The following is a 19,295-nucleotide window of genomic DNA, read 5'->3' as shown; positions in this document are numbered from 1 at the left end:
CTATTTACTTAAAAATAGAAGAACATTTTTTCAAAACAGCTACCATTCCATTGCTGTGTGAAAAAACGTCTTCTATTAGTTAGGTCAACCCTTATTGTTCAATAGATAACACTGGTAAGTTGGAACTGATGCTATCATACTTTTCTGGATCAATTCCTTTTATACGTGCATTATGAGCATAAAGTAGTTTACGATAGTTTAATAAAATAACTGGTGGATCATCACTTAACTCTTTATACAGCTCTTTATAAATCGCTTTACGTTTTTCAATATCTGTCGTTCCTATACCTTTTACAATCAAATCATCTACTTTCGGATTATTATAACCCGTATCACTTTTTGGATTAGTTGATAAGTACTCACTTACAACTTCACTTGGATCACTAATTCCTGGTGTTGAAACTGCCGCTAAATCGTAGTCACCTTTTCCTACTTTTGAAAGCATCGTATTAAAGTCCATCAACTCTGGATTTAATTCAACACCAATTTCTTTGTAACTTTCTTTTGCAATTGGAATAAAGATATCATTTGTTTTACCTGTATTTGATGCGTAGTATGTTAATTTTAATTTTTGACCATCTTTTTCACGAACCCCGTCAGAACCTACTTTCCAACCAGCCTCATCCAATAATTTTTTAGCCTTTTCTACGTCGTGCGGATATTTATTAATACCTTCTTCTGTATATGCCCATGAAACTGGAGCAATTGGTACGTTAGCGACAGAGCCATAGCCTTGTAAAGCTGTATCCACATACTTCTTACGGTCTAATCCATAAGTAAGTGCTTGGCGTACCTTTTTATCTTTCAAATACGACTTCTTATTATTTACATAGATATAAGCAATATCACTTGATGATTCAAGATTAATATTTGCAAACTCCAATCCTTTTAATTGTTCTATATTTTCAGGGTTCGCTCTAAATCCACTATAGTCCAGTTCACCTGTTTGGAATAATTGGAATCCAGTATCACCTGATGTGATTTTGTAAATAAAGTTTTTAATTTTTGGTTTACCTGCATAATAATTTTCGTTAGCAACAAAGCGGACTTCTTGACCTGGAACATATTTTTCAAATTTATATGGACCCGCTGCAATTGGTTGCCCATATAATGCTTTTAAATAGTCTAAACTTGTATTTTGTTTATAATCTTTTCCATAATAAGCTTTTGATAGCACTGGGCCACCTAAATTCGTTAGCGCCTGTGAATTAACTTTTTCAGTTGTAATTTTAATTGTCTGTGGATCAACAACTTGGATTCCTTCAATAGAAGTTGCTTTTCCTTCTTTATATTCTTTCCCACCTTTAACAGCATACTGAGCAATATCCAATCCACCTTCATACGCTTTATCATGAAGTAGTGTTAATGTAAATGCTACATCATCCGCTGTTAGAGGCGACCCATCACTAAATTTTAAATTTTTACGTAAATGGAATGTATATGTTAACTGGTCAGCAGAAATATCCCATTTTTCTGCAAGATCCGGAACAGGTTTACTTTGTTTGTCTGTTGTTACTAATGAAGCAAAAATAACCGACGTTACATTTCCATCCCAACCATTATCTTGGAAATACGGAAGGAAAACTCCCCCTGGCTTAGAAATGGCTGTAATGAAAGTATCTTTTCGTTGATTTGCTTTCTCTGGACTTTTCTTTTTATCTGTAGCTGGAATTGATTCAATCTTAGAATCTTTTAAATCCTGCTTTTTTACTGGTTCTGTAGAAGCCGTATCCTCCTGTCCCCCACAAGCAGATAACACAAGCGAACTACTAAGTAATACTGAAAATACACCAGCCCATTTTTTTGTCTTTTTCTTCATTGTCCCCACCCTAACTGTTTAATAGTTATACCCTTTGAACTTATTAGCTTATGTATGCCTCCCACAGCACATTTATAGCCAATCGGAAAAGTCGGTTTTAATCAGAAAAAAATAGATGTTTTTGAGGGGTAACAATCTTATTCCGACCTTTCCGGTAGACTTTATGGTTATTAGCTTATATCGTTCAGTATATTTTGTCAATTCTTTCTAAATAAATATTTTGAGAATTTTTCCAAAATTATCACTCTATCCTTATACTTTAAGAAAACTCAGCTATAATTCGTATTAAAAACTTAAAAATCTACTTCTATTTCTTCAGCATGAAACATAGAATACTAATAACCAATTACCAAAAAGGGGGCGAAAATATGGACAACCTATTCCAATACGTCCTGCACTACGTATTATTAACAATTATGATAGTCGGGGCGCTATTACTATTCCCGTTCTTCCCAAAGTTCGTCCTCTTTTTAGCTTTTTTTATCATGCTCGGGATCGCTATTATAATTTCAACGAGAGAAGATGCCACGCAAAAAGAGAGCAGAGTTCAGCGCGTAAAGCTGTAACTTTGCTCTCTTTTCGTTTTCAATCACTAGTCTCTGTTACACATATTTATCCCGCTATTTGCCGGGCAGTAACCCCCCCACTGATTAAAGTTTCACTTTATCTCTCGGGAAATAATTAGCCTTTGTTTTTGTGATTACTCCTATTGAACAGCCACTAATGGCATTTATTTTTCACCTTATCATTTCATACGCTTCACAAGCTATGCAAATTGAGGAACACGGATTTATCTAAGTTACTGTTTCACGTGAAACACATCGCTTCATTTAATCTTTAAAGCAAAATATCATTATGAAAAAGCCACTTCCTCCAGCAAAACTGAAAGGAAGTGGCTTTCTACTCTTTACTCCACAATATTCTCTAACTCACTATATAACTTCGCTCGCAACAACTCTTTCATCGTTTTTTCCTCATATAATTTTTCAAGTCTTTCAACATCAGCTACATGTTCCATTTCACATTCTATTGCATATATATCTTCTTCTACATGCATTAACTCATTTTCAATCTCTTCAAGATTCCTAGCTTTTTTCTCTTTTACTGGAACCATTTCAACACTCTTTCTCCCTTGGCGTTTTTGCTTTATTACTTGCTTCTCAAGCTTTTCTTCCCATTTTTGACGAGCCCATGCATAGTTTCCTGCAAACTCAAATAATTTACATTCATCAATCCAGTACGTCTTTTCAAATAACTTATTTAAAAAATAACGATCATGTGAAACAGCTAGGATTGTTCCATTATATTGCTCAAGGGCTTCCTCTAAAACTTCCCTTGATTCAATATCAAGATGGTTTGTCGGCTCATCTAGAATTAAAAAATTGATGTCTTGATACATAAGTTGCGCAAGTCTTAACCTCATTTTTTCTCCACCGCTCAGTTGCGTTACTTTCTTAAATACTGCTGGACCATAAAATAAAAACTTAGCCAATATATGTCTTGCTTCTCCTTCTGTTACAGCTACATACTCTCTAAACGCTTCCAATACATTACTCTTCACATTTCCATACGTATGCTGTGATAAATAACCAATTTTGACACTACTACCAATTCGAATTTCACCAACGTCTGGATTTATTTCTTTTAATAGTAGTTTTAATAATGTAGTCTTTCCTGTACCATTACGACCAACGATAGCCGCACGCTCTTGAAAACGAACATGTAAATTCGCTTGTTCAAATAAAGGTCGACCAGCAAAACCTTTACTCACTTCTTTCATTACAACAACATCTTTCCCGCTTCTCTCTTGCCCTTCAAACTGAAGACCCATCTGTTTTCGTTCTAAAATTGGCCTCTTTAATTTCTCTATACGTTCTAACGCACGTTCCATATTTCTCGCTCTTTTATGCAATCCTTCATTCGGAGGGTTCGCTTGATTTGCCCATTCACGTAGACGCTTAATTGCTTCTTTCATTTTCTTTATTTTCTTTTGTTGCTCCTGATAAGCTTGAAACTCTTGAAGTAATCTTTCTTCCTTCTCCTCAACGAACTGAGAATAATTCGTATGGTACACGTGAATCTCTCCATCTTCCAAATCAAAAATTTTCGTTACAACTTCATCAAGGAAATAACGATCATGTGAAATAACCATAACTGTTCCAGTGTATTCTTTTAAAAATTGCTCTAACCATTCAACTGCAAATAAATCTAAATGATTTGTTGGTTCATCTAATAGAAGTAAATCTGGTTTCTGCAATAGCATATATGCAAGGCTTACTTTCGTCTGTTCTCCTCCACTTAATTCCGTAAATACTCTTGAAAATAAGTCTGTCACTTGTAAGCCATTTGCTACCTTCATTATATTTGCCTCGATTTCATAACCACCGAGAAACGCAAATTTTTCTTGAATGACTCCGTACCTCTCCATTAGCTTTTCCAAAGCAGATTGTTCCTGTTCCACCGCCATATTTTTTTCTAAAGCATGCATTTCTTTTTCTAATTCCTTTTCTACTTTAAAAGCAGAACTCAATACATCATATACAGTCATAGCCTCATCAAACTTCGGAATTTGTGCGACATGACCAATACGTGTACCTTTCTTCATATGAATGGCTCCTGCATCCAAACTCTCCATTCCCGTTAGAAGCCCAAAGATTGTTGTCTTCCCACTACCGTTACGACCAACTAATCCAACACGTTCACCATTCTTTATTTCAAGCGATATATTTTCAAATATAGTGTTTCCACCAAAAGATTTCGTTACATTATTTACACTACAAATAGTCATTTTCCGTACTCCTTTCAATATAAAAAACCATGAGAAAGAAACATTCCCCATGGTTTTCGGCATAGAAAAAGGAAGCCAAATAGCTCCCTTTTCACACGTTTATTAAAAATGGGTGAAGAGATTTCTATCGTTCAATAGTCACTATGCAATTGTTAAAAAAGGGCATACGTATCCCGTTAACAACTACATCATGAAAAATCGCACGACAAAAATAGATAAAATCTAAAAATTTGGCACGTGCAGCTAAAGAACGTTTCATCTCATTCACCCCTTTCGTACGGAATTTAATACTTACTTCTTTATTATACTTTCCAATTTCATGTTTGAATAGTCATTTTTCTGAAAATAATGAAGATAGACTAAACATTTCAATAAGTGACATCAAATCTTACAAAACTGTTATGTTCACGTAATGGAAAGCGATAGTACGAAAAGATGCCTCCCTATACAATAAAGATGTAAACAAGAGAGACAAACAAAAGGAGGAAACAAACATGATGAAAGAAATCGTAAAAACAATCTTTGAGGTATTAGTGAACGGACAAGCAGTTGTAAAAGAACTAAATGAACTATAAAAAGGAGTGAAGAAATATGATGAACATGGTGAAAATGATTTTACACGCTTTAGTCGATGCAAAAGCAGTTAGCCAAGAATTAAACCAACAATAAAAAGGGGTATATGAATATGAAGAAAGCCATTATTATCATTGCAAGCACAGCAATTACTTTATACACAATAAAAAATAGAAAAAAGAGAAATAATGAAAATGTTCTATATTATCCATACACACTATTAGAGAAAAAATAAAAGACAAGGTACCCTATCGTAATGAGGATATCTTGTCTTTTATTTTTTCTATATTGCCTTTAGAGGATTTCCTTCTCCTTTTCCCGAATGTATTAAGCGGGATTTTTACACATATTTTAAAGGGGCATATATATAAATGGATACACAACAACTATATTTTTTAAACGATATCGGTAAACAAAAACCAGAAAGTATTCGGAATAGAAGCGCTGCATGTCCATTTTGCGATAAAGAACATTTAACGGATATTTTAGCAACTGATGGTTCTATTATTTGGTTAAAAAATAAATTTCCTACATTACAAGATACATTTCAAACAGTGTTAATTGAAACCGATAATTGCGAAGATCATATCGCAACATATACAGAAGAACATATGCGGAAATTAATGCAATTTTCTATTCAACATTGGTTACACTTACAGAAGAAAGAAGAGTTCGCGTCTGTGATTTTATACAAAAATCACGGTCCATTTTCAGGTGGAAGTTTGCATCATGCACACATGCAAATTATCGGAATGAAACATGTAGATTATCTTGAAAATATTGAAGAAGAAAATTTCCAAGGGGTAATTGTTCAAAAAAACGAACGCATTGAGCTTAACATTTCAGAGCGTCCCATTATTGGCTTCACTGAATTCAATATAATCATTGATAATATTTCATATATAGATGATATGGCAAATTACATTCAGCAAACTGTACGTTACATACTGACAGATTTCCATAAAGGATGCAGTAGTTATAACTTATTCTTCTATTACTTAAATGGAAAAATTATTTGTAAAGTTGTTCCTAGGTTTGTCGTTTCACCGCTGTATGTAGGATATAAAATACCTCAAGTTTCTACAAAACTAGAAGACGTAAAAATACAACTAGCGGAGTATTTCACAAAATGACACGATTACCAAAAAAAATAGAGTAGGTTAAAACCTACTCTTTTATTACACCTTTATTTCGATAGTACACATCTTCTAATCCGATGTTATACTTCATGTTATTATCCGTCCACTCTGGCCCTAAATTCCCTGGCCATCCAGATGTATTCGCTATATATTTCAGTAATGCAAAATCAGTCAAACCTTTTTGCACCCCGCGCTTATATCCTTTCAGTAAATGCGGCATTGCAATTTGTGCATTTGTACGTGGATCTTTTAGCTCATCATCAGTTAAATGTTCTGGTGCAAGCCCGCCGCCGCGGTGCAGTTGAAACAATCCGAATGAAGTTCCATTATCTCCAACACTCCTTGGATTTAATCGACTTTCATGCTCAGCAATTGCAAGAGGTATCCATTCCGGAAGATTTACTTTCTTCGCTTCCTCTATAATGATTTGTTTCACCTGTTTTGCTTCTTCTGAATCAACATAGCTTGTTCCATTCACTAGCTTATCCATTCCTTCAGACTTTCCTTGGAAATATAAATATACTCCAAGAACAACTAAAAATCCTACAAAGAATTTCTTCACTACCTCTACCTCTTTCTCCGCTGAAATTTTTCCCCTTTCAGCCTTCCCTTTACAATTACCTACATTCTATTACTCTTTTATCATAGCAAATAACTATACATATTATCATCATGCTTTAGACCGATTTTGCGAAAAAACAGCTGGTAAATACGTGCAAAAATGTAACTTTCATAGACTATAACGCATTTATTGTATATAATTGTAAATTGAATTCTAAATATAAACTAGGAGAATAATAATATGAAAAAATGGCTGTTACTCTTATTTAGTTTACTACTATTAATTCCTGTCCCTATTTCCGCACAAAAAACTGAACAACCAAAAACCCTTATTTTATATAGTTCAAACGATGATCAAATTACAAGCGATATCCAAATACTTAATACACAAGTAGGGCATTTCACTAATAATATAACAATTAAAAACATAAAACAGTTAGCTGAAATAACTGATAAATCTTCGTATACACATGTTATTTACATGGGTGAAAAACAAGAAGAACTTTCTACTGAAGCAAAGGAATTTCTAGAAGGCTTCCCAGGACCATTACTAGTTTTAGGTCAAAATATAGAACAGTTATCTACTCGTTTTTCATTTATCACACTTAAAAATGAAGATATAAACTCTGATACAATTGAATATCCAACACGTAAACTAAAGAATATATTAGAAGAAGAAAGATCAATTAAACAACTTGATACAAACGGAACAATTCTCGCACATGCTTTAAGAGGAAATAATACTTATCCATTAATTGTACAGCAAAATAATTCTTATTATGTAGCTACTTCTAACCTCTTTGATTGGATATCTTATTATATTGGCGAAAGCCTATTTTCTTATTTTCAGCAAAAACCCGAAACCAATAAAAAATTAGCTTATTTACGTCTTGAGGATGTTCACCCAGCAGCAGATATAAATCAATTGAAAGAAATTGCTGAATTACTAAAAGAGAAGAAGATCCCTTACATGATCACTGTTATTCCTGTATATACAGATCCAGATACAGGTAAAACACTACATTTAAAAGATAAACCCGAACTAGTCGATCTTTTACGCTCTATGCAAGATGATGGCGCAGCGATTATTATGCATGGTTACACTCACCAATTTTATGATAGTGAAACTGGGGAAGGTTTTGAATTTTGGGACGTAAAGACGGATCAACCAATTCGCCAATCGAAACATGAAAAACCGAAGAGAAAAGATGAATTTCCAAATATAGAGTCATATAACCAATATGTAAAAAAAGGGGAAGAGTTTGAGGAAAAATATACGACAGATCATATCGAAAAGGGGATTCAAGAACTTGTAGATGCTAAACTATATCCTGTCGCCTTTGAAGCACCTCATTACACAATGTCTCAAAAAGGGTATGAAATATTATCAAGATACTTTTCAACTTATGTAGGACAACTACAGTTAAGTGATACAACTTGGAAATCCATGCACTCTCCAGCATATAGAAGTACACCATCATTTCTACATGGAATGAAATTAATGCCTGAAACAGTCGGTTTTATTGAAGAAGATAAGCCACAAGCTATTGCTAAAATGAAAGCAAATGCTTTATCTGTTGCTAAATTATCCGATGGGATTATTGGAGCATTCTATCATCCTTACTTAGGTGTGAAACCATTAAAAGAAGTGTTAAAGGATCTAGAGAGTATTCCAAATATAGAATGGATTGATTTACAAAAGGAAAAGAATGAAGTAAAAATGAAAGATATTCATATTACTACGAATAAAGACGGCATTCACGTTAAAAAACCAACAAGTGCAAATGACATAATTGATTATATAAAGCAATATGGCTTCTTCCTTATACTAGGATTCGTTATCATTGTCTTTCTTTTATTATTAAAACGTGCGAAAAAATTAGAATCCTAATACAAAACCACCGAGCGGAACGCTTGGTGGTTTTTTGTCATATATCAAACCGTGGCATTTTACTAAATAAATTCAACTTTTACTTTTTCCGTTACATGATTAAAACTATAATTCCCCTATCCTTTCAAATAAAATTGACTTGTATTTTCATATATTGTTTTTGCGACCTTATCAATGGATATGTTTTTTATAGAACTAATTTCCTTTAATACCTCTCGAATCATTCTTGGGTGCGTTATAACATCCTCTTGAAATTCCCACGGACCATCTGTTTCTACCATCATATATTCAAGCGGATAATACGAAACGATTTTTCTAATCTTCTCCTTATGTAAAACATCCGGTGTAATCGAAATATAATAACCATTTCTCATCATCCGTTTCATTGTTTCATCGCTTCCTTTAAACCAATGGAAGTGTGCACGTGAAACTTTATATTTCTCTAGCAAATCACATACAATGTCAGCATCTTCATAAACTGCGTGTAATACAATCGGCAAATTATACTTACTAGCTAGTTCTATAAATTTTTTCAATACAGCTATGTATGGATCTGCAGCAATTCTTTCATCTTCTTTTCTCAAATAATAGGGCAAACCTACTTCACCAATCGCAACAATTTCCTCTGCGTTCTGTTCAATAAGTTGATAAATCTGTTCACACTCTTCTTTATGAATCTGTTGCTCTGGATGAAACCCTAACGCTGGATATATAAAGGGATACTTCTTCGCTAAAGATAACGTTTCCTTACAAGATTGATAATTCATAGATACCGCAATAAGCCCCTTTATTTCTTTACTATTTTCCACCTCTTTTAGTAATCTGCTCTTCTCTTCATCCTTATATTGATCAACATGTATATGACTATCAATCCATTTCATCTTTATGCCCCCATAAAAAAAACAAGAAAGGACTTCCTTTCTTGTTTTAGCATCTATATTATTTAACAATTAAGTTTGTTATGATATCAAATAATCCAATACACACTACGGCAACAGTAAAGTAGCTACAGAAATCTTTAATTGGTAACTTCACTACTTCTTCTTTACGCATCCCATTTTTCTCCCTTCTTACTAGATCCCTAATTATTTTTCTATCTGTATCTATTATGCAAAAAATATGACAAATTTACTATCGAATTAACTTACGTAAACCTTACAATGTTGTAAGGTTTAAAAAAGATCCCCATCTTTATTCAGATGAGGATTATTAAAAATTAGTTGGTTTTTCATTCTTCATTACAAACAGAAAGTAATACATTGATACTTTCTAGTTACACTATATGAAAATTACTATCTTTTAACTATCGAATTACATTACAGAAGGCTTACATGTTTGTAAGTTATGTGTAATGTAATTCGATAGTTCTCCTTATTTATATTTCGTACAATAAAGTTAGAAAGTAAGCCAAATAAGAAGAACAATCACATAACCAAATTACATTGCTAGTAGCTACTCTTCTTATACCTTTCACCCATGCTACTACAATGTACCCCCTTCCCCTTTATATAACAAAAAAGCCTTAGTCTATATGGACTAAGGCTTTTTTGTTAACCTTAAAAATACCCTTACCCAGTATTTTTATTTTCGACAAAAAATAGCTGGGGGTATATTTCGCTATCTCACCGTTAAAAGTTTACTCTTCGCATTTATAGGAATATTTGCAACCTCAATCTCTTCAATGGACTCACCGTAACGCCCTTTTGCAAAAACCTTTAATGCTTCATCTCTCTTTAACATATGCTTAACCGTTTTCTTTATTTTCTGCTCTCTACCACGTTCATCGAATGCAATAAATTCATATTCATACCACTCATCACCGATATGCTGACCAATTGTATTCACAACCGTATAGTATTCTTTCGTCTTATACAGTGGATTATATTTATCGATAACCGGTCCAAGTTTCGTAGGCAGTAACATTACTACTATCACTATCATCGCTATTATAGTAGTGATCATTTTTTTCTTCATAATAAACATTCCTCCTCTGCAGGATATATATACATCCATTTTAAAAAGGGGGAATAAAATCTACTATTGAATCTCATTACATTACACTTACATTTTTGTAAGAATTAAAAAAGGTGAACGAATTTACTCGTTCACCTTTTAGCTCGCTTTAAAGCCACCGCCAAGTACATCACGTACATCATGTATAACAACGAAAGCATCTTCATCTACCCGGCTAATAACTTGTTTTAACTTAACAAGCTCTTGTTTATTAATAACAACATATAAAACTTCTTTATTTTTACCAGTATATCCGCCGCGCCCTTCTAATACAGTAACACCGCGTGTCATATTTTTCGTAATAGCTTCACGAATTAAATCTGGTTGATTCGAAATAATCGTAACAGCCGTTTTTGTGTCCATTCCTTCTACAATGAAATCAATCACCTTCGCTCCAATGAACACAGCCACAAGTGTATACATTGCCTTTTCTTGCCCTATTATAAATACAGAACCAGCAATTACAACAATATCAATAATTAGTACGCCTTTCCCTACACTCCAACCTAAATATTGATTTGCTAACTGAGCTAAGATTGCTGATCCTCCCGATGTACCTCCGGCTTTGAACATACAGCCTAATCCAATGCCCACAAATAAACCAGCAAATAAAGCTGCTAATAATGTATCACTATTTACATGATACTCAATATGTTCTGTAACGTATAAAAACAAAGATGTTTCTACAATCCCTAAAATTGTATAAATCATTGTTTTCTTATCAAAAAATTTATAACCAACAGCTAGTAAAATTGCATTTATAGCAAAGTTCACAATTCCTGGTGACCAATCAAATAAGTAGTACGTAACAACCGTTAAACCAATAATTCCACCTTCCGATAAACGGTTTGGAATTGCAAAGTAATTAATACCAATTGCGAATAATAATGAACCAATTGTAATTAGTGTTATTTCCTTTATACGTTGATTAACCATAGTTCATACCCTCCCCCCATTTGACATTGTATCACTATCTCCTAGAGGTTTAGAAGTGGTTTTTATTCCGCATTTTCCCTCTTAAAAATTGAAATATTATGTTTAAACAGAGGGTTGATTAATTATTCATATTTGCTCTAACTGCACGGACAAATCGCTCCACATTCCCTTTCTGAATATACTTAGCGCGAATGGTTTCATGACTACAAGTAAATTCAAAATACGGATGAAAATCTATGCTATCTATATGCAAATATGAATACTCTTTAAATGTTGAAGAATAGTACGGAAATTTCCCGTAAAAAAGGAGACGTCTAGTAGTGGCAACAAAAACCCCATGTTGATACGATAATATAAAATTATCCTTCTCAAATATCCCTACCACAAAAGCCAGAATCTTTTCATCATCATCTACATACTTTTTCATACTCGATAAAAGTTCATTCATGCATATTCCTCCAAATTCTATTCACTGCATTAACACTTGAAAAGAATCCATGGATTATTACAGACCGGTTTAACTCCTTTATAAAGTATGAAACGCGTTTCCTGTCAAAGATATTTCAAAAAAATAATCCGTTATGCGATTATACACATAACGGATTACGATTAAACTGTAGAGCGTTCCACAAGTTCGTATGGAATTTCCAGCTTTTCTTGTCCAGAACTCTCGTCATTCACTTTTCTATGCAACATTTCAAAAGCAGTTTTCCCTATCTCCTTTAAATTTTGATCAATAGTTGTCAATTGTAACACTTGCGAGATAGGTTGATTATCAAAGCCAATAATCGCTAAATCCTCAGGAACTTGAATCCCTAATTTTTCAACCTCTGTCATAACCCCAATCGCAACTTCATCACCTGCTACTATTAATGCTTCAGGAAGATCCTGCATCTCTTTTAACTTATGAGCCACTTTTACACCATCTTCTAGTGTAAAACATTCTGTAAAAATCCATTCTTCATTAACCTCTTCGTCTATAGATTGCAATTGCTGTTTATAAACATCAAAACGCTTTTGACTACTCGGCCCTAATTTTCTTCCCGTACAATAACCAATTTTTTTATAACCTTTCTCAATCAAATAATCCATTCCTAATTGAAAGGCCGCTGAATGATTCGTATATACACTTGAGATGTTTGAAATATCATTGTCTTCACAAGCAATTATTGCGCCGTAAGAAGCATACGGTTCTATCGTTTCCCAATCATTTGCACGTGAACAAATAATAAGACCATCCAATTGTTTTGTTTTTAACATATGTAAACTTTTCATTTCTTCTTTTTTATTATAATTCGTTTGGCAAAGTAGCACCCTGTAATTATGCGCTAACGCAGTCTCCATCATTCCGCTCACCATCGCATCAAAACACGGATGATTAATATACGGTAAAATCACACCAACAATATTCGTTTTTCCTTTTGATAAATGAACAGCATTTGCGTTTTGCGAGTAATTCAATTTCTCAACTATCTCTATAACCGCTTTCCTTTTTTCTTCACTTACATATGGGTGATCATTCAACACTCTCGAAACAGTCGTAACTGAAACTCCCGCCATCTTTGCAATATCTTTAATATTAGCCATACACTCACCTCTACCTTTAACTTAATGAATCTCATGAACATATGTCAAATCTTCTTATCATTACACCTTCATTCGTTTCTCTTACAAAAGTGTAATTTTTCTGTAAGCTAATTCGATAGTTACTTTCCGCAACATTTCATACAATTGAGTCAGAAACAGGGTAACAACTATTCGAAAAGGAGCGGATTAATATGATGAACAAAATGAAAACGAACAATTTCTTAAATACAATGGGCATGGTATTTTCCGCTCTTATCGACGCAAAAGCTGTTGCTTCTACATTAAACAAGTAAGGAGAATATATTATGAATAACATCACTTTTAACAAATTAGATTTTTTAGGACTAGCTAGTGGCTCGCTTCTTCTTACTGCTTTTATTTACGCCGCTACGCTTGTATAACTTTGTGTCCCCTTTCCCCTTTATTATAAATAGTAATAGAAAAGACGACCGTCTATGCCCGGTCGTCTTTTCTTATTTTTGATTTGATTGCAAAGCTTCTTTTAACTCCTCAAACTTCTCATTTAATTGATCTGTCATCATTTTCATAGCGGTCTTTCGATCTATTTGTTCTCCAGCCTCAATTTGAATTGGATCTCCAAAAATCAATTGTGCCTTTTTCCCCTTTATTAATTCTTTTACACTTGATGGACCAACATAAGCTGCCGGCACTAAAGGTACATTAGAACGCATCGCAATTGTCACAGCACCCGCTTTTAATGAAACATCTTCCGCTGATCTTGTTCCACTCGGAAAAATCCCTACTACCTTTCCTTCTTTTAATAAACGTGATGGAATTTTAAGTGTACTTGGTCCTGGATTCGCACGATCTACAGGGAATGCATTTACATTTTTAAAGAACCAATTTTTGAATTTCCCTTCAAATAATTCTTTTTTGGCCATGTAATGAATTTGAGTTGGATACATCCCTGTAGCTAACATTAATACATCCATAAAACTTGTATGTGTACATGCAACAACATACGGTCCACCTTCTGGTAGCTTTTCTCTTCCTTGTACTTCTACTTTCCCAGCTGTTTTAAATATATATTTCAACAAAAATGTAATTGGTTTATACATTTATTTCGTTCCTTTCTAAACATCCGAAGTATAATCATATTCTTACAATAATTATAACACTAAGTTTTAGGAGTTGGTAATAAAATTAAGGATGAATTGTTAAATTTCAATTCTTACAAAAGTGTAATTTTCTTGTAAGCTAATTCGATAGTTACTTCTTACTATATTTCATACAATTAAGTCAGAAACAGGGCAACAATTATTCGAAAAGGAGTGGATCAATATGATGAACAAAATGAAAACGAACAATTTCTTACATACAATGGGCATGGTATTATCGGCTCTTTTCGATGCAAAAGCTGTTGCTTCTATATTAAACAAGTAAGGAGAATGTATTATGAATAACATTGCTTTTAACAAATTAGATTTTTTAGGATTAGCTAGCGGCTCTCTTCTTCTTACTGCTTTCATTTACGCTGCTACGCTTGTATAACTTTGTGTCCCCTTTCCCCTTTATATAGAAAAAGACGACCGTCTATGCCCGGTCGTCTTTTTAATTTTTTCTTTCTTTCAATTCTTTTAAAAGCTGTATCAGCTCAGCTTGTTGTTTTATCTTTTTACGACCATTTCGATTAATTGCTGCAAGCTCACAGGCAACTCCGACGGCGAAGAAAAACAATAAACTTTCTAACATGTGAAATCCTCCATTTGCCTATTAAACAGCTTGACGTAATTGCTCTTCTTGTAAAACTCTCTTATTTATATTTTCTTCTTTTCTCTGACAAACGTTATTGCGAATAAGCGCTGCAATAACAAGTACAGTCCCTATAATATCAAACATTGTGATCTGATACCCTTGCATCATCATAATAACTAAAGTCGTAATTGGTACAAAATTAATAAATAAAATCCCATTAATGGATGATAAAATTTTCACACCATAGTTCCAAGCAAGTAGCGCTACAATACCTGGCAATGTCATCATAAATAACAAATCGTACTTCACAATAGAAATCGTTCCCATACTAGGAACTGAAACATATCCAAGCGACGTAATAATTACCGTTATAATTCCTGTAACAGTCGTACCGAATACACACGTCAACGTAGAATAACGTAATGTTGACCAATCACTACACGTTTGACCACCCATCGTATAAATAACCCAGCCTACAACACCAATAAATATAAATGCTAATGAGAACATATTATCTTTCAATGTTACAAAGAAACTCATGTCACCTTTTGTAATAACAAACACAGCTCCTACAAAAGCAATAACCATACTCGTTATCATATACTTCTTCGGTTTTATATGCTTATATCCCCATAAAATACAAATAGAAATCATCGGCATAAGTGATTCCATAATGGAAGCTACCATTACACCCGACTTACCCATTAACATTTGCCCTAAAAATATGAGGACATTATATACTGTAAATGCCATCGTTCCAAAAAAGACGAGTAACTTTCCTCTTCCCTCTAAACGAAATGCCTGTTTTCCTTCTTTCATTAACAACAATACAATCAGCATTATCGCCACTGCTCCATAACGAATAAGCGAAAAATAAAATGGATCTATGTATTCTAGCGCATGATCAGCAACTGGAAACATCGCTCCCCATGACATACTCGCAATTAAACACGCTAAAGCCCCTATTATCATTTGACCTCTTCTCACCGCAATCCCCCGTTTCTTTCTATTTGCACAAAGAGAATTGTAAAAGAAAAAATATATCACGTAAAATGATTCAAAATGATGTTAACTATCATTTATAATGATAGTTAACATCAAGGGGGATTACAAAATGGAATTAAGAGACTTACAAATCTTTAAAAGCGTTGCCGACCAGGGTAGTGTAAGTAACGCAGCAAAGGAATTAAATTATGTACAATCAAATGTAACTGCACGTATTAAACAACTAGAAAACGAATTAAAAACCCCACTCTTTTACCGCCATAAACGAGGAATGACTTTAACAGCTGAAGGAAGAAAAATGCTCGTTTATGTTAGTAAAATTTTGCAAGATGTCGACGAACTAAAACAAGTATTTTTAGATAGCGAAACACCCTGCGGTATATTAAAAATCGGTACAGTCGAAACAGTAAGTACACTGCCTACCATTTTATCTTCTTACTATAAAAGCTATCCGAATGTCGATTTATCATTACAAGCGGGTCTAACAGAAGAATTAATTAGAGAAGTACTTGATCATCAATTAGATGGCGCCTTTATATCAGGTCCTATTAAACATCCACTAATCGAACAATACGATGTTAGTACAGAGAAATTAATGCTTATAACACAAAATAAAGCCTTTCATATAGAAGAATTTACAACAACGCCTCTACTCGTTTTTAACCAAGGATGCGGATACCGTTCCAAACTAGAACGTTGGCTTAAAGACGAAGGTTTGCTACCAAAAAGAATTATGGAATTCAATATATTAGAGACAATATTAAACAGCGTTGCACTCGGCCTCGGAATTACACTCGTACCACAGTCTGCTGTCCATCATCTTTCTAAAGCAGGTAAGGTACATTGTCATGCAATCCCTGAAAAATACGGCAGTATTTCAACGGTTTTCATACGCCGTAAAGATAGCTATATGACGAATTCAATGCGTAGTTTTTTAAAAACAATTGAAGAACATCATCATATCAATATGCTGTGAAAGACATTCTTACAAAAGTGTAAGTCTTTCGTAAGCTAATTCGATAGTTGCAAGTGGACATATTTCCTATAATTAAGACATAAGCAGGGCAACAACAATTCGAAAAGGAGCGGATACGCATGATGAACAATATGAAATCAAATAAATTTTTAAATACAATGGGCATGGTGCTATCCGCACTTGTCGATGCAAAAGCTGTTGCAACTACATTAAACAAATAAGGAGAGATTATAATGAACAACATTACTTTCAACAAATCAGACTTTATCGGACTTGCAAGTGGAGCTACTCTTCTTACGGCTTTCATTTATACACTTGCTCAAGGTCTTGTTTAACACTTTGTTTCCCCAAACCCCTTTATATATAGAAAAAGCTGCTCGTCTTATAGACAAGCAGCTTTTTAGTTTGTTTCATATATAATTTGACCTGTTTTCGTAATATCATATCCGCCAATCGCATTTAATTCATTATGAAATTCTTCCGATTGCAGAATGTCTTTCACGACTTCAATCAGCTCTTCATTTTCTTTATTCTTCAAAATTACTAAATCATACTGTTCTTTCATGATTGGAATAAAGTCCACATTTACAATTTGCGAAAACTTTTCTGAACCTACTCCTACATCAGCTTTTCCATTTGCAACTTGCGTGGCAACACCCAGATGATTCGATTCTTCCCATTCATATCCACTAATATCAGCTTTATTTAATTTTCGGATTCGTAATTGTTCATCCACTAACACTCTAATACCAGAACCCTTTTCTCGATTTACAAACTTTATAGTGGATCTGGATATGTCGGCCCATGTCTTTATTTTCTTCGGATTTCCTTTTTGGACATAAAATCCTACATTTCTGGACAATAAATTAATCATAATACATGGCTGGCCTACTAAAATGCGTTTTACATAAGGAACATTATATGTACCCGTTTCACCATCAAACAAATGCAAACTAACGATACTTCCTTCTCCTTGATACATTTTCACTAAACTTGTTAAGCTACCTTGATACGCCCTTAAAACATTAGAACTCGGCAAACGATTTTCTATACGTTTAGCTAACATATCTAACGTTAGTTCTTGACCACTAATAATACACGTGTTCAAGATACTACTACCATCGTTTTTTACAGGAGTAACTTGTACCTTTCCTGTTTTCATTTGTTTTATATATTGATCTAAATCTGCTGCATCAATGCGCATCTGTCTACCAACTCTATAAGAAGGAAGTTCTCCTTTTTTAATTAAGTCGTATACAGTTAATTTTGATACTTTTAATCGCTTTGCTACTTCTTCCGTTGTGTAGGAATGATGATCCATAGACGATTCCTCACTTTCTTCTTTCATTGTAACAAAGAAAAGAATATTTCTCCTATTTTTTAAAAATAGATATATGTTCAAATTATATTCAATTATAACTAGTTATATTTAGTTATATTTAGTTATAATTAGATGTGTCAAAACGAAAGGGGATTTTTTTATGAATAAATTTACATTACGTTCGATTGGGGCACTTATACTTTCTTTTCTTCTTATATTTAGTGTTGCATGTACAAACGGAGATAAGAAAGAGAAATCAACTGCTAAAGAAGGAAAAGCAGTTGAACTTACTATCTCAGCTGCTGCAAGCTTACAAGATGCATTAAAAGAAATTGAAAAACAATATAAAGAAAAAGAACCAAATATTAAACTTTCTTTTAACTTCGGTGCTTCTGGAGCACTTCAACAACAAATTGAACAAGGTGCACCTGCTGATTTATTCTTCTCTGCTGCAGAAGATAAATTCCAAATCCTTGTAAAAAAAGGATTCATTAATGAAAAAGAAGGGAAAAATCTTCTTGGAAATGAACTAGTTCTAGTCATCCCTAAAGATAGTTCTCTTACAAAATTTCAAGATTTAAAAGATGAGAAAATCAAAAAAATCGCACTTGGTACACCTGAATCTGTACCTGCTGGCAAATATGCAAAGGCCTCTCTAACACACGAAAACCTTTGGAATGATGTTCAAAATAAAGTCGTATTTACAAAAGATGTTCGCCAAGTGTTAACATATGTAGAAACAGGAAATGTCAATGCTGGTATCGTATACAAAACAGATGCTCTCATTTCAGATAAAGTAAAAATTGGTGAAACAGCAGCAGCTACTTCTCATGAGCCAATCCAGTATCCTTTAGGTGTTATAAAGGAATCTAAACATAAGAAAGAGGCGACTTCATTTTATGAGTATTTGCAGTCAAAAGATGCACAATCTATCTTTAAGAAATATGGATTTACAGTCCTGTCGTAATTA

The 19,295-nt window shown here is 33.7% G+C and carries 22 protein-coding genes; 9 read left to right on the top strand and 13 right to left on the bottom strand.

The window, feature by feature from the left end:
• Positions 1-91 precede the first annotated feature (91 nt).
• On the bottom strand, positions 92-1,819 hold the full coding sequence (locus ACUXVC_RS01235) for an ABC transporter substrate-binding protein (RefSeq protein ID WP_446025907.1): 1,728 nt from the start codon (positions 1,817-1,819) through the stop codon (positions 92-94).
• A gap of 368 nt (positions 1,820-2,187) precedes the next feature.
• Here ACUXVC_RS01235 and ACUXVC_RS01230 point away from each other — a divergent pair, with 368 nt between their 5' ends.
• Complete coding sequence (locus ACUXVC_RS01230) at positions 2,188-2,385, top strand: hypothetical protein (RefSeq protein WP_000369254.1); 198 nt, start codon at positions 2,188-2,190, stop codon at positions 2,383-2,385.
• Positions 2,386-2,726: 341 nt separating this feature from the next.
• On the opposite strand, the gene abc-f is transcribed toward ACUXVC_RS01230, so the two are convergent.
• Together abc-f and ACUXVC_RS01220 are read right to left on the bottom strand one after the other, a co-directional pair.
• Positions 2,727-4,658 carry a ribosomal protection-like ABC-F family protein gene (gene abc-f / locus ACUXVC_RS01225; protein WP_140155682.1) on the bottom strand — a complete coding sequence of 644 codons (1,932 nt, stop codon included), beginning with the start codon at positions 4,656-4,658 and terminating at the stop codon, positions 2,727-2,729.
• Between the two features lie 73 nt (positions 4,659-4,731).
• Entirely contained in the window at positions 4,732-4,866 is a 135-nt protein-coding gene (locus ACUXVC_RS01220; protein ID WP_000830643.1) for an RAxF-45 family protein, read from the bottom strand.
• A 420-nt stretch (positions 4,867-5,286) separates the two neighbouring features.
• Here ACUXVC_RS01220 and ACUXVC_RS01215 point away from each other — a divergent pair, with 420 nt between their 5' ends.
• Both ACUXVC_RS01215 and ACUXVC_RS01210 read left to right on the top strand, forming a co-directional pair.
• Positions 5,287-5,415, top strand: coding sequence for a hypothetical protein (locus ACUXVC_RS01215; protein WP_053565418.1), 129 nt, complete (start codon positions 5,287-5,289; stop codon positions 5,413-5,415).
• 136 nt (positions 5,416-5,551) lie between these two features.
• A complete protein-coding gene (locus tag ACUXVC_RS01210; protein ID WP_053565419.1) occupies positions 5,552-6,313 on the top strand; it encodes a DUF4931 domain-containing protein in 762 nt (253 codons plus the stop codon).
• A 34-nt stretch (positions 6,314-6,347) separates the two neighbouring features.
• Here the strand turns inward: ACUXVC_RS01210 and ACUXVC_RS01205 are convergent, their stop codons facing one another.
• Complete coding sequence (locus ACUXVC_RS01205) at positions 6,348-6,881, bottom strand: transglycosylase SLT domain-containing protein (protein ID WP_000713252.1); 534 nt, start codon at positions 6,879-6,881, stop codon at positions 6,348-6,350.
• A gap of 240 nt (positions 6,882-7,121) precedes the next feature.
• On the opposite strand from ACUXVC_RS01205, the gene ACUXVC_RS01200 reads away from it, so the two are divergent.
• Positions 7,122-8,771, top strand: coding sequence for a DUF2334 domain-containing protein (locus ACUXVC_RS01200; RefSeq protein ID WP_053565420.1), 1,650 nt, complete (start codon positions 7,122-7,124; stop codon positions 8,769-8,771).
• Positions 8,772-8,887: 116 nt separating this feature from the next.
• Here ACUXVC_RS01200 and ACUXVC_RS01195 read toward each other — a convergent pair whose 3' ends face one another.
• The 5 genes from ACUXVC_RS01195 to ACUXVC_RS01175 form a co-directional block, all read right to left on the bottom strand.
• Positions 8,888-9,652 (bottom strand): TatD family hydrolase, encoded by a 765-nt coding sequence (locus ACUXVC_RS01195; protein ID WP_446025906.1) that lies wholly within the window; start codon positions 9,650-9,652, stop codon positions 8,888-8,890.
• 736 nt (positions 9,653-10,388) lie between these two features.
• A complete protein-coding gene (locus tag ACUXVC_RS01190) occupies positions 10,389-10,745 on the bottom strand; it encodes a YxeA family protein (RefSeq protein WP_000728426.1) in 357 nt (118 codons plus the stop codon).
• A gap of 138 nt (positions 10,746-10,883) precedes the next feature.
• Complete coding sequence (locus ACUXVC_RS01185; protein ID WP_000248045.1) at positions 10,884-11,720, bottom strand: YitT family protein; 837 nt, start codon at positions 11,718-11,720, stop codon at positions 10,884-10,886.
• Between the two features lie 118 nt (positions 11,721-11,838).
• On the bottom strand, positions 11,839-12,168 hold the full coding sequence (locus ACUXVC_RS01180; protein ID WP_001004245.1) for a PH domain-containing protein: 330 nt from the start codon (positions 12,166-12,168) through the stop codon (positions 11,839-11,841).
• A 161-nt stretch (positions 12,169-12,329) separates the two neighbouring features.
• Positions 12,330-13,307, bottom strand: coding sequence for a LacI family DNA-binding transcriptional regulator (locus ACUXVC_RS01175; RefSeq protein ID WP_446025905.1), 978 nt, complete (start codon positions 13,305-13,307; stop codon positions 12,330-12,332).
• Positions 13,308-13,612: 305 nt separating this feature from the next.
• On the opposite strand from ACUXVC_RS01175, the gene ACUXVC_RS01170 reads away from it, so the two are divergent.
• Positions 13,613-13,708: a DUF3948 family protein gene (locus tag ACUXVC_RS01170; RefSeq protein ID WP_001060007.1), complete on the top strand. Its 96-nt coding sequence runs from the start codon at positions 13,613-13,615 to the stop codon at positions 13,706-13,708.
• A gap of 72 nt (positions 13,709-13,780) precedes the next feature.
• Here the strand turns inward: ACUXVC_RS01170 and ACUXVC_RS01165 are convergent, their stop codons facing one another.
• Positions 13,781-14,386 carry a lysophospholipid acyltransferase family protein gene (locus ACUXVC_RS01165; protein WP_000277778.1) on the bottom strand — a complete coding sequence of 202 codons (606 nt, stop codon included), beginning with the start codon at positions 14,384-14,386 and terminating at the stop codon, positions 13,781-13,783.
• 337 nt (positions 14,387-14,723) lie between these two features.
• Between ACUXVC_RS01165 and ACUXVC_RS01160 the strand changes: the two genes are divergently transcribed.
• A complete protein-coding gene (locus tag ACUXVC_RS01160; RefSeq protein WP_001059387.1) occupies positions 14,724-14,819 on the top strand; it encodes a DUF3948 family protein in 96 nt (31 codons plus the stop codon).
• 60 nt (positions 14,820-14,879) lie between these two features.
• On the opposite strand, the gene ACUXVC_RS01155 is transcribed toward ACUXVC_RS01160, so the two are convergent.
• Both ACUXVC_RS01155 and ACUXVC_RS01150 read right to left on the bottom strand, forming a co-directional pair.
• Positions 14,880-15,020, bottom strand: a complete 141-nt coding sequence (locus ACUXVC_RS01155; protein WP_000894065.1) for a YrzO family protein — start codon at positions 15,018-15,020, stop codon at positions 14,880-14,882.
• Positions 15,021-15,041: 21 nt separating this feature from the next.
• Positions 15,042-16,010 (bottom strand): DMT family transporter, encoded by a 969-nt coding sequence (locus tag ACUXVC_RS01150; RefSeq protein WP_002004285.1) that lies wholly within the window; start codon positions 16,008-16,010, stop codon positions 15,042-15,044.
• A gap of 127 nt (positions 16,011-16,137) precedes the next feature.
• Here ACUXVC_RS01150 and ACUXVC_RS01145 point away from each other — a divergent pair, with 127 nt between their 5' ends.
• Together ACUXVC_RS01145 and ACUXVC_RS01140 are read left to right on the top strand one after the other, a co-directional pair.
• Positions 16,138-17,004 carry a LysR family transcriptional regulator gene (locus ACUXVC_RS01145; RefSeq protein ID WP_446025904.1) on the top strand — a complete coding sequence of 289 codons (867 nt, stop codon included), beginning with the start codon at positions 16,138-16,140 and terminating at the stop codon, positions 17,002-17,004.
• Positions 17,005-17,237: 233 nt separating this feature from the next.
• Complete coding sequence (locus tag ACUXVC_RS01140; protein ID WP_001060018.1) at positions 17,238-17,339, top strand: DUF3948 family protein; 102 nt, start codon at positions 17,238-17,240, stop codon at positions 17,337-17,339.
• Positions 17,340-17,404: 65 nt separating this feature from the next.
• Here the strand turns inward: ACUXVC_RS01140 and ACUXVC_RS01135 are convergent, their stop codons facing one another.
• The gene (locus ACUXVC_RS01135; protein ID WP_053565533.1) at positions 17,405-18,325 is read right to left on the bottom strand and encodes a substrate-binding domain-containing protein; all 921 of its coding nucleotides are present in this window, start codon (positions 18,323-18,325) and stop codon (positions 17,405-17,407) included.
• A gap of 160 nt (positions 18,326-18,485) precedes the next feature.
• On the opposite strand from ACUXVC_RS01135, the gene modA reads away from it, so the two are divergent.
• Positions 18,486-19,292: a molybdate ABC transporter substrate-binding protein gene (gene modA / locus ACUXVC_RS01130; RefSeq protein ID WP_088025498.1), complete on the top strand. Its 807-nt coding sequence runs from the start codon at positions 18,486-18,488 to the stop codon at positions 19,290-19,292.
• Positions 19,293-19,295: the final 3 nt, after the last annotated feature.

It is taken from the genome of Bacillus sp. N6 (genome assembly GCF_052805735.1).
Note: the sequence above shows the minus strand (reverse complement) of the source record. Positions and strands in the feature narration are given on the sequence as shown.

Bases quoted from the DNA above. Each gene is read 5' to 3' on its own strand.
- ACUXVC_RS01175 (WP_446025905.1), bottom strand. From the start codon at position 13,307: ATGGCTAATATTAAAGATATTGCAAAGATGGCGGGAGTTTCAGTTACG.
- ACUXVC_RS01145 (WP_446025904.1), top strand. From the start codon at position 16,138: ATGGAATTAAGAGACTTACAAATCTTTAAAAGCGTTGCCGACCAGGGT.
- modA (WP_088025498.1), top strand. From the start codon at position 18,486: ATGAATAAATTTACATTACGTTCGATTGGGGCACTTATACTTTCTTTT.
- abc-f (WP_140155682.1), bottom strand. From the start codon at position 4,658: ATGGGGAATGTTTCTTTCTCATGGTTTTTTATATTGAAAGGAGTACGG.
- ACUXVC_RS01155 (WP_000894065.1), bottom strand. From the start codon at position 15,020: ATGTTAGAAAGTTTATTGTTTTTCTTCGCCGTCGGAGTTGCCTGTGAG.
- ACUXVC_RS01185 (WP_000248045.1), bottom strand. From the start codon at position 11,720: ATGGTTAATCAACGTATAAAGGAAATAACACTAATTACAATTGGTTCA.
- ACUXVC_RS01220 (WP_000830643.1), bottom strand. From the start codon at position 4,866: ATGAAACGTTCTTTAGCTGCACGTGCCAAATTTTTAGATTTTATCTAT.
- ACUXVC_RS01215 (WP_053565418.1), top strand. From the start codon at position 5,287: ATGAATATGAAGAAAGCCATTATTATCATTGCAAGCACAGCAATTACT.
- ACUXVC_RS01170 (WP_001060007.1), top strand. From the start codon at position 13,613: ATGAATAACATCACTTTTAACAAATTAGATTTTTTAGGACTAGCTAGT.
- ACUXVC_RS01180 (WP_001004245.1), bottom strand. From the start codon at position 12,168: ATGAATGAACTTTTATCGAGTATGAAAAAGTATGTAGATGATGATGAA.
- ACUXVC_RS01235 (WP_446025907.1), bottom strand. From the start codon at position 1,819: ATGAAGAAAAAGACAAAAAAATGGGCTGGTGTATTTTCAGTATTACTT.
- ACUXVC_RS01230 (WP_000369254.1), top strand. From the start codon at position 2,188: ATGGACAACCTATTCCAATACGTCCTGCACTACGTATTATTAACAATT.
- ACUXVC_RS01165 (WP_000277778.1), bottom strand. From the start codon at position 14,386: ATGTATAAACCAATTACATTTTTGTTGAAATATATATTTAAAACAGCT.
- ACUXVC_RS01140 (WP_001060018.1), top strand. From the start codon at position 17,238: ATGAACAACATTACTTTCAACAAATCAGACTTTATCGGACTTGCAAGT.
- ACUXVC_RS01210 (WP_053565419.1), top strand. From the start codon at position 5,552: ATGGATACACAACAACTATATTTTTTAAACGATATCGGTAAACAAAAA.
- ACUXVC_RS01160 (WP_001059387.1), top strand. From the start codon at position 14,724: ATGAATAACATTGCTTTTAACAAATTAGATTTTTTAGGATTAGCTAGC.
- ACUXVC_RS01135 (WP_053565533.1), bottom strand. From the start codon at position 18,325: ATGGATCATCATTCCTACACAACGGAAGAAGTAGCAAAGCGATTAAAA.
- ACUXVC_RS01195 (WP_446025906.1), bottom strand. From the start codon at position 9,652: ATGAAATGGATTGATAGTCATATACATGTTGATCAATATAAGGATGAA.
- ACUXVC_RS01190 (WP_000728426.1), bottom strand. From the start codon at position 10,745: ATGAAGAAAAAAATGATCACTACTATAATAGCGATGATAGTGATAGTA.
- ACUXVC_RS01200 (WP_053565420.1), top strand. From the start codon at position 7,122: ATGAAAAAATGGCTGTTACTCTTATTTAGTTTACTACTATTAATTCCT.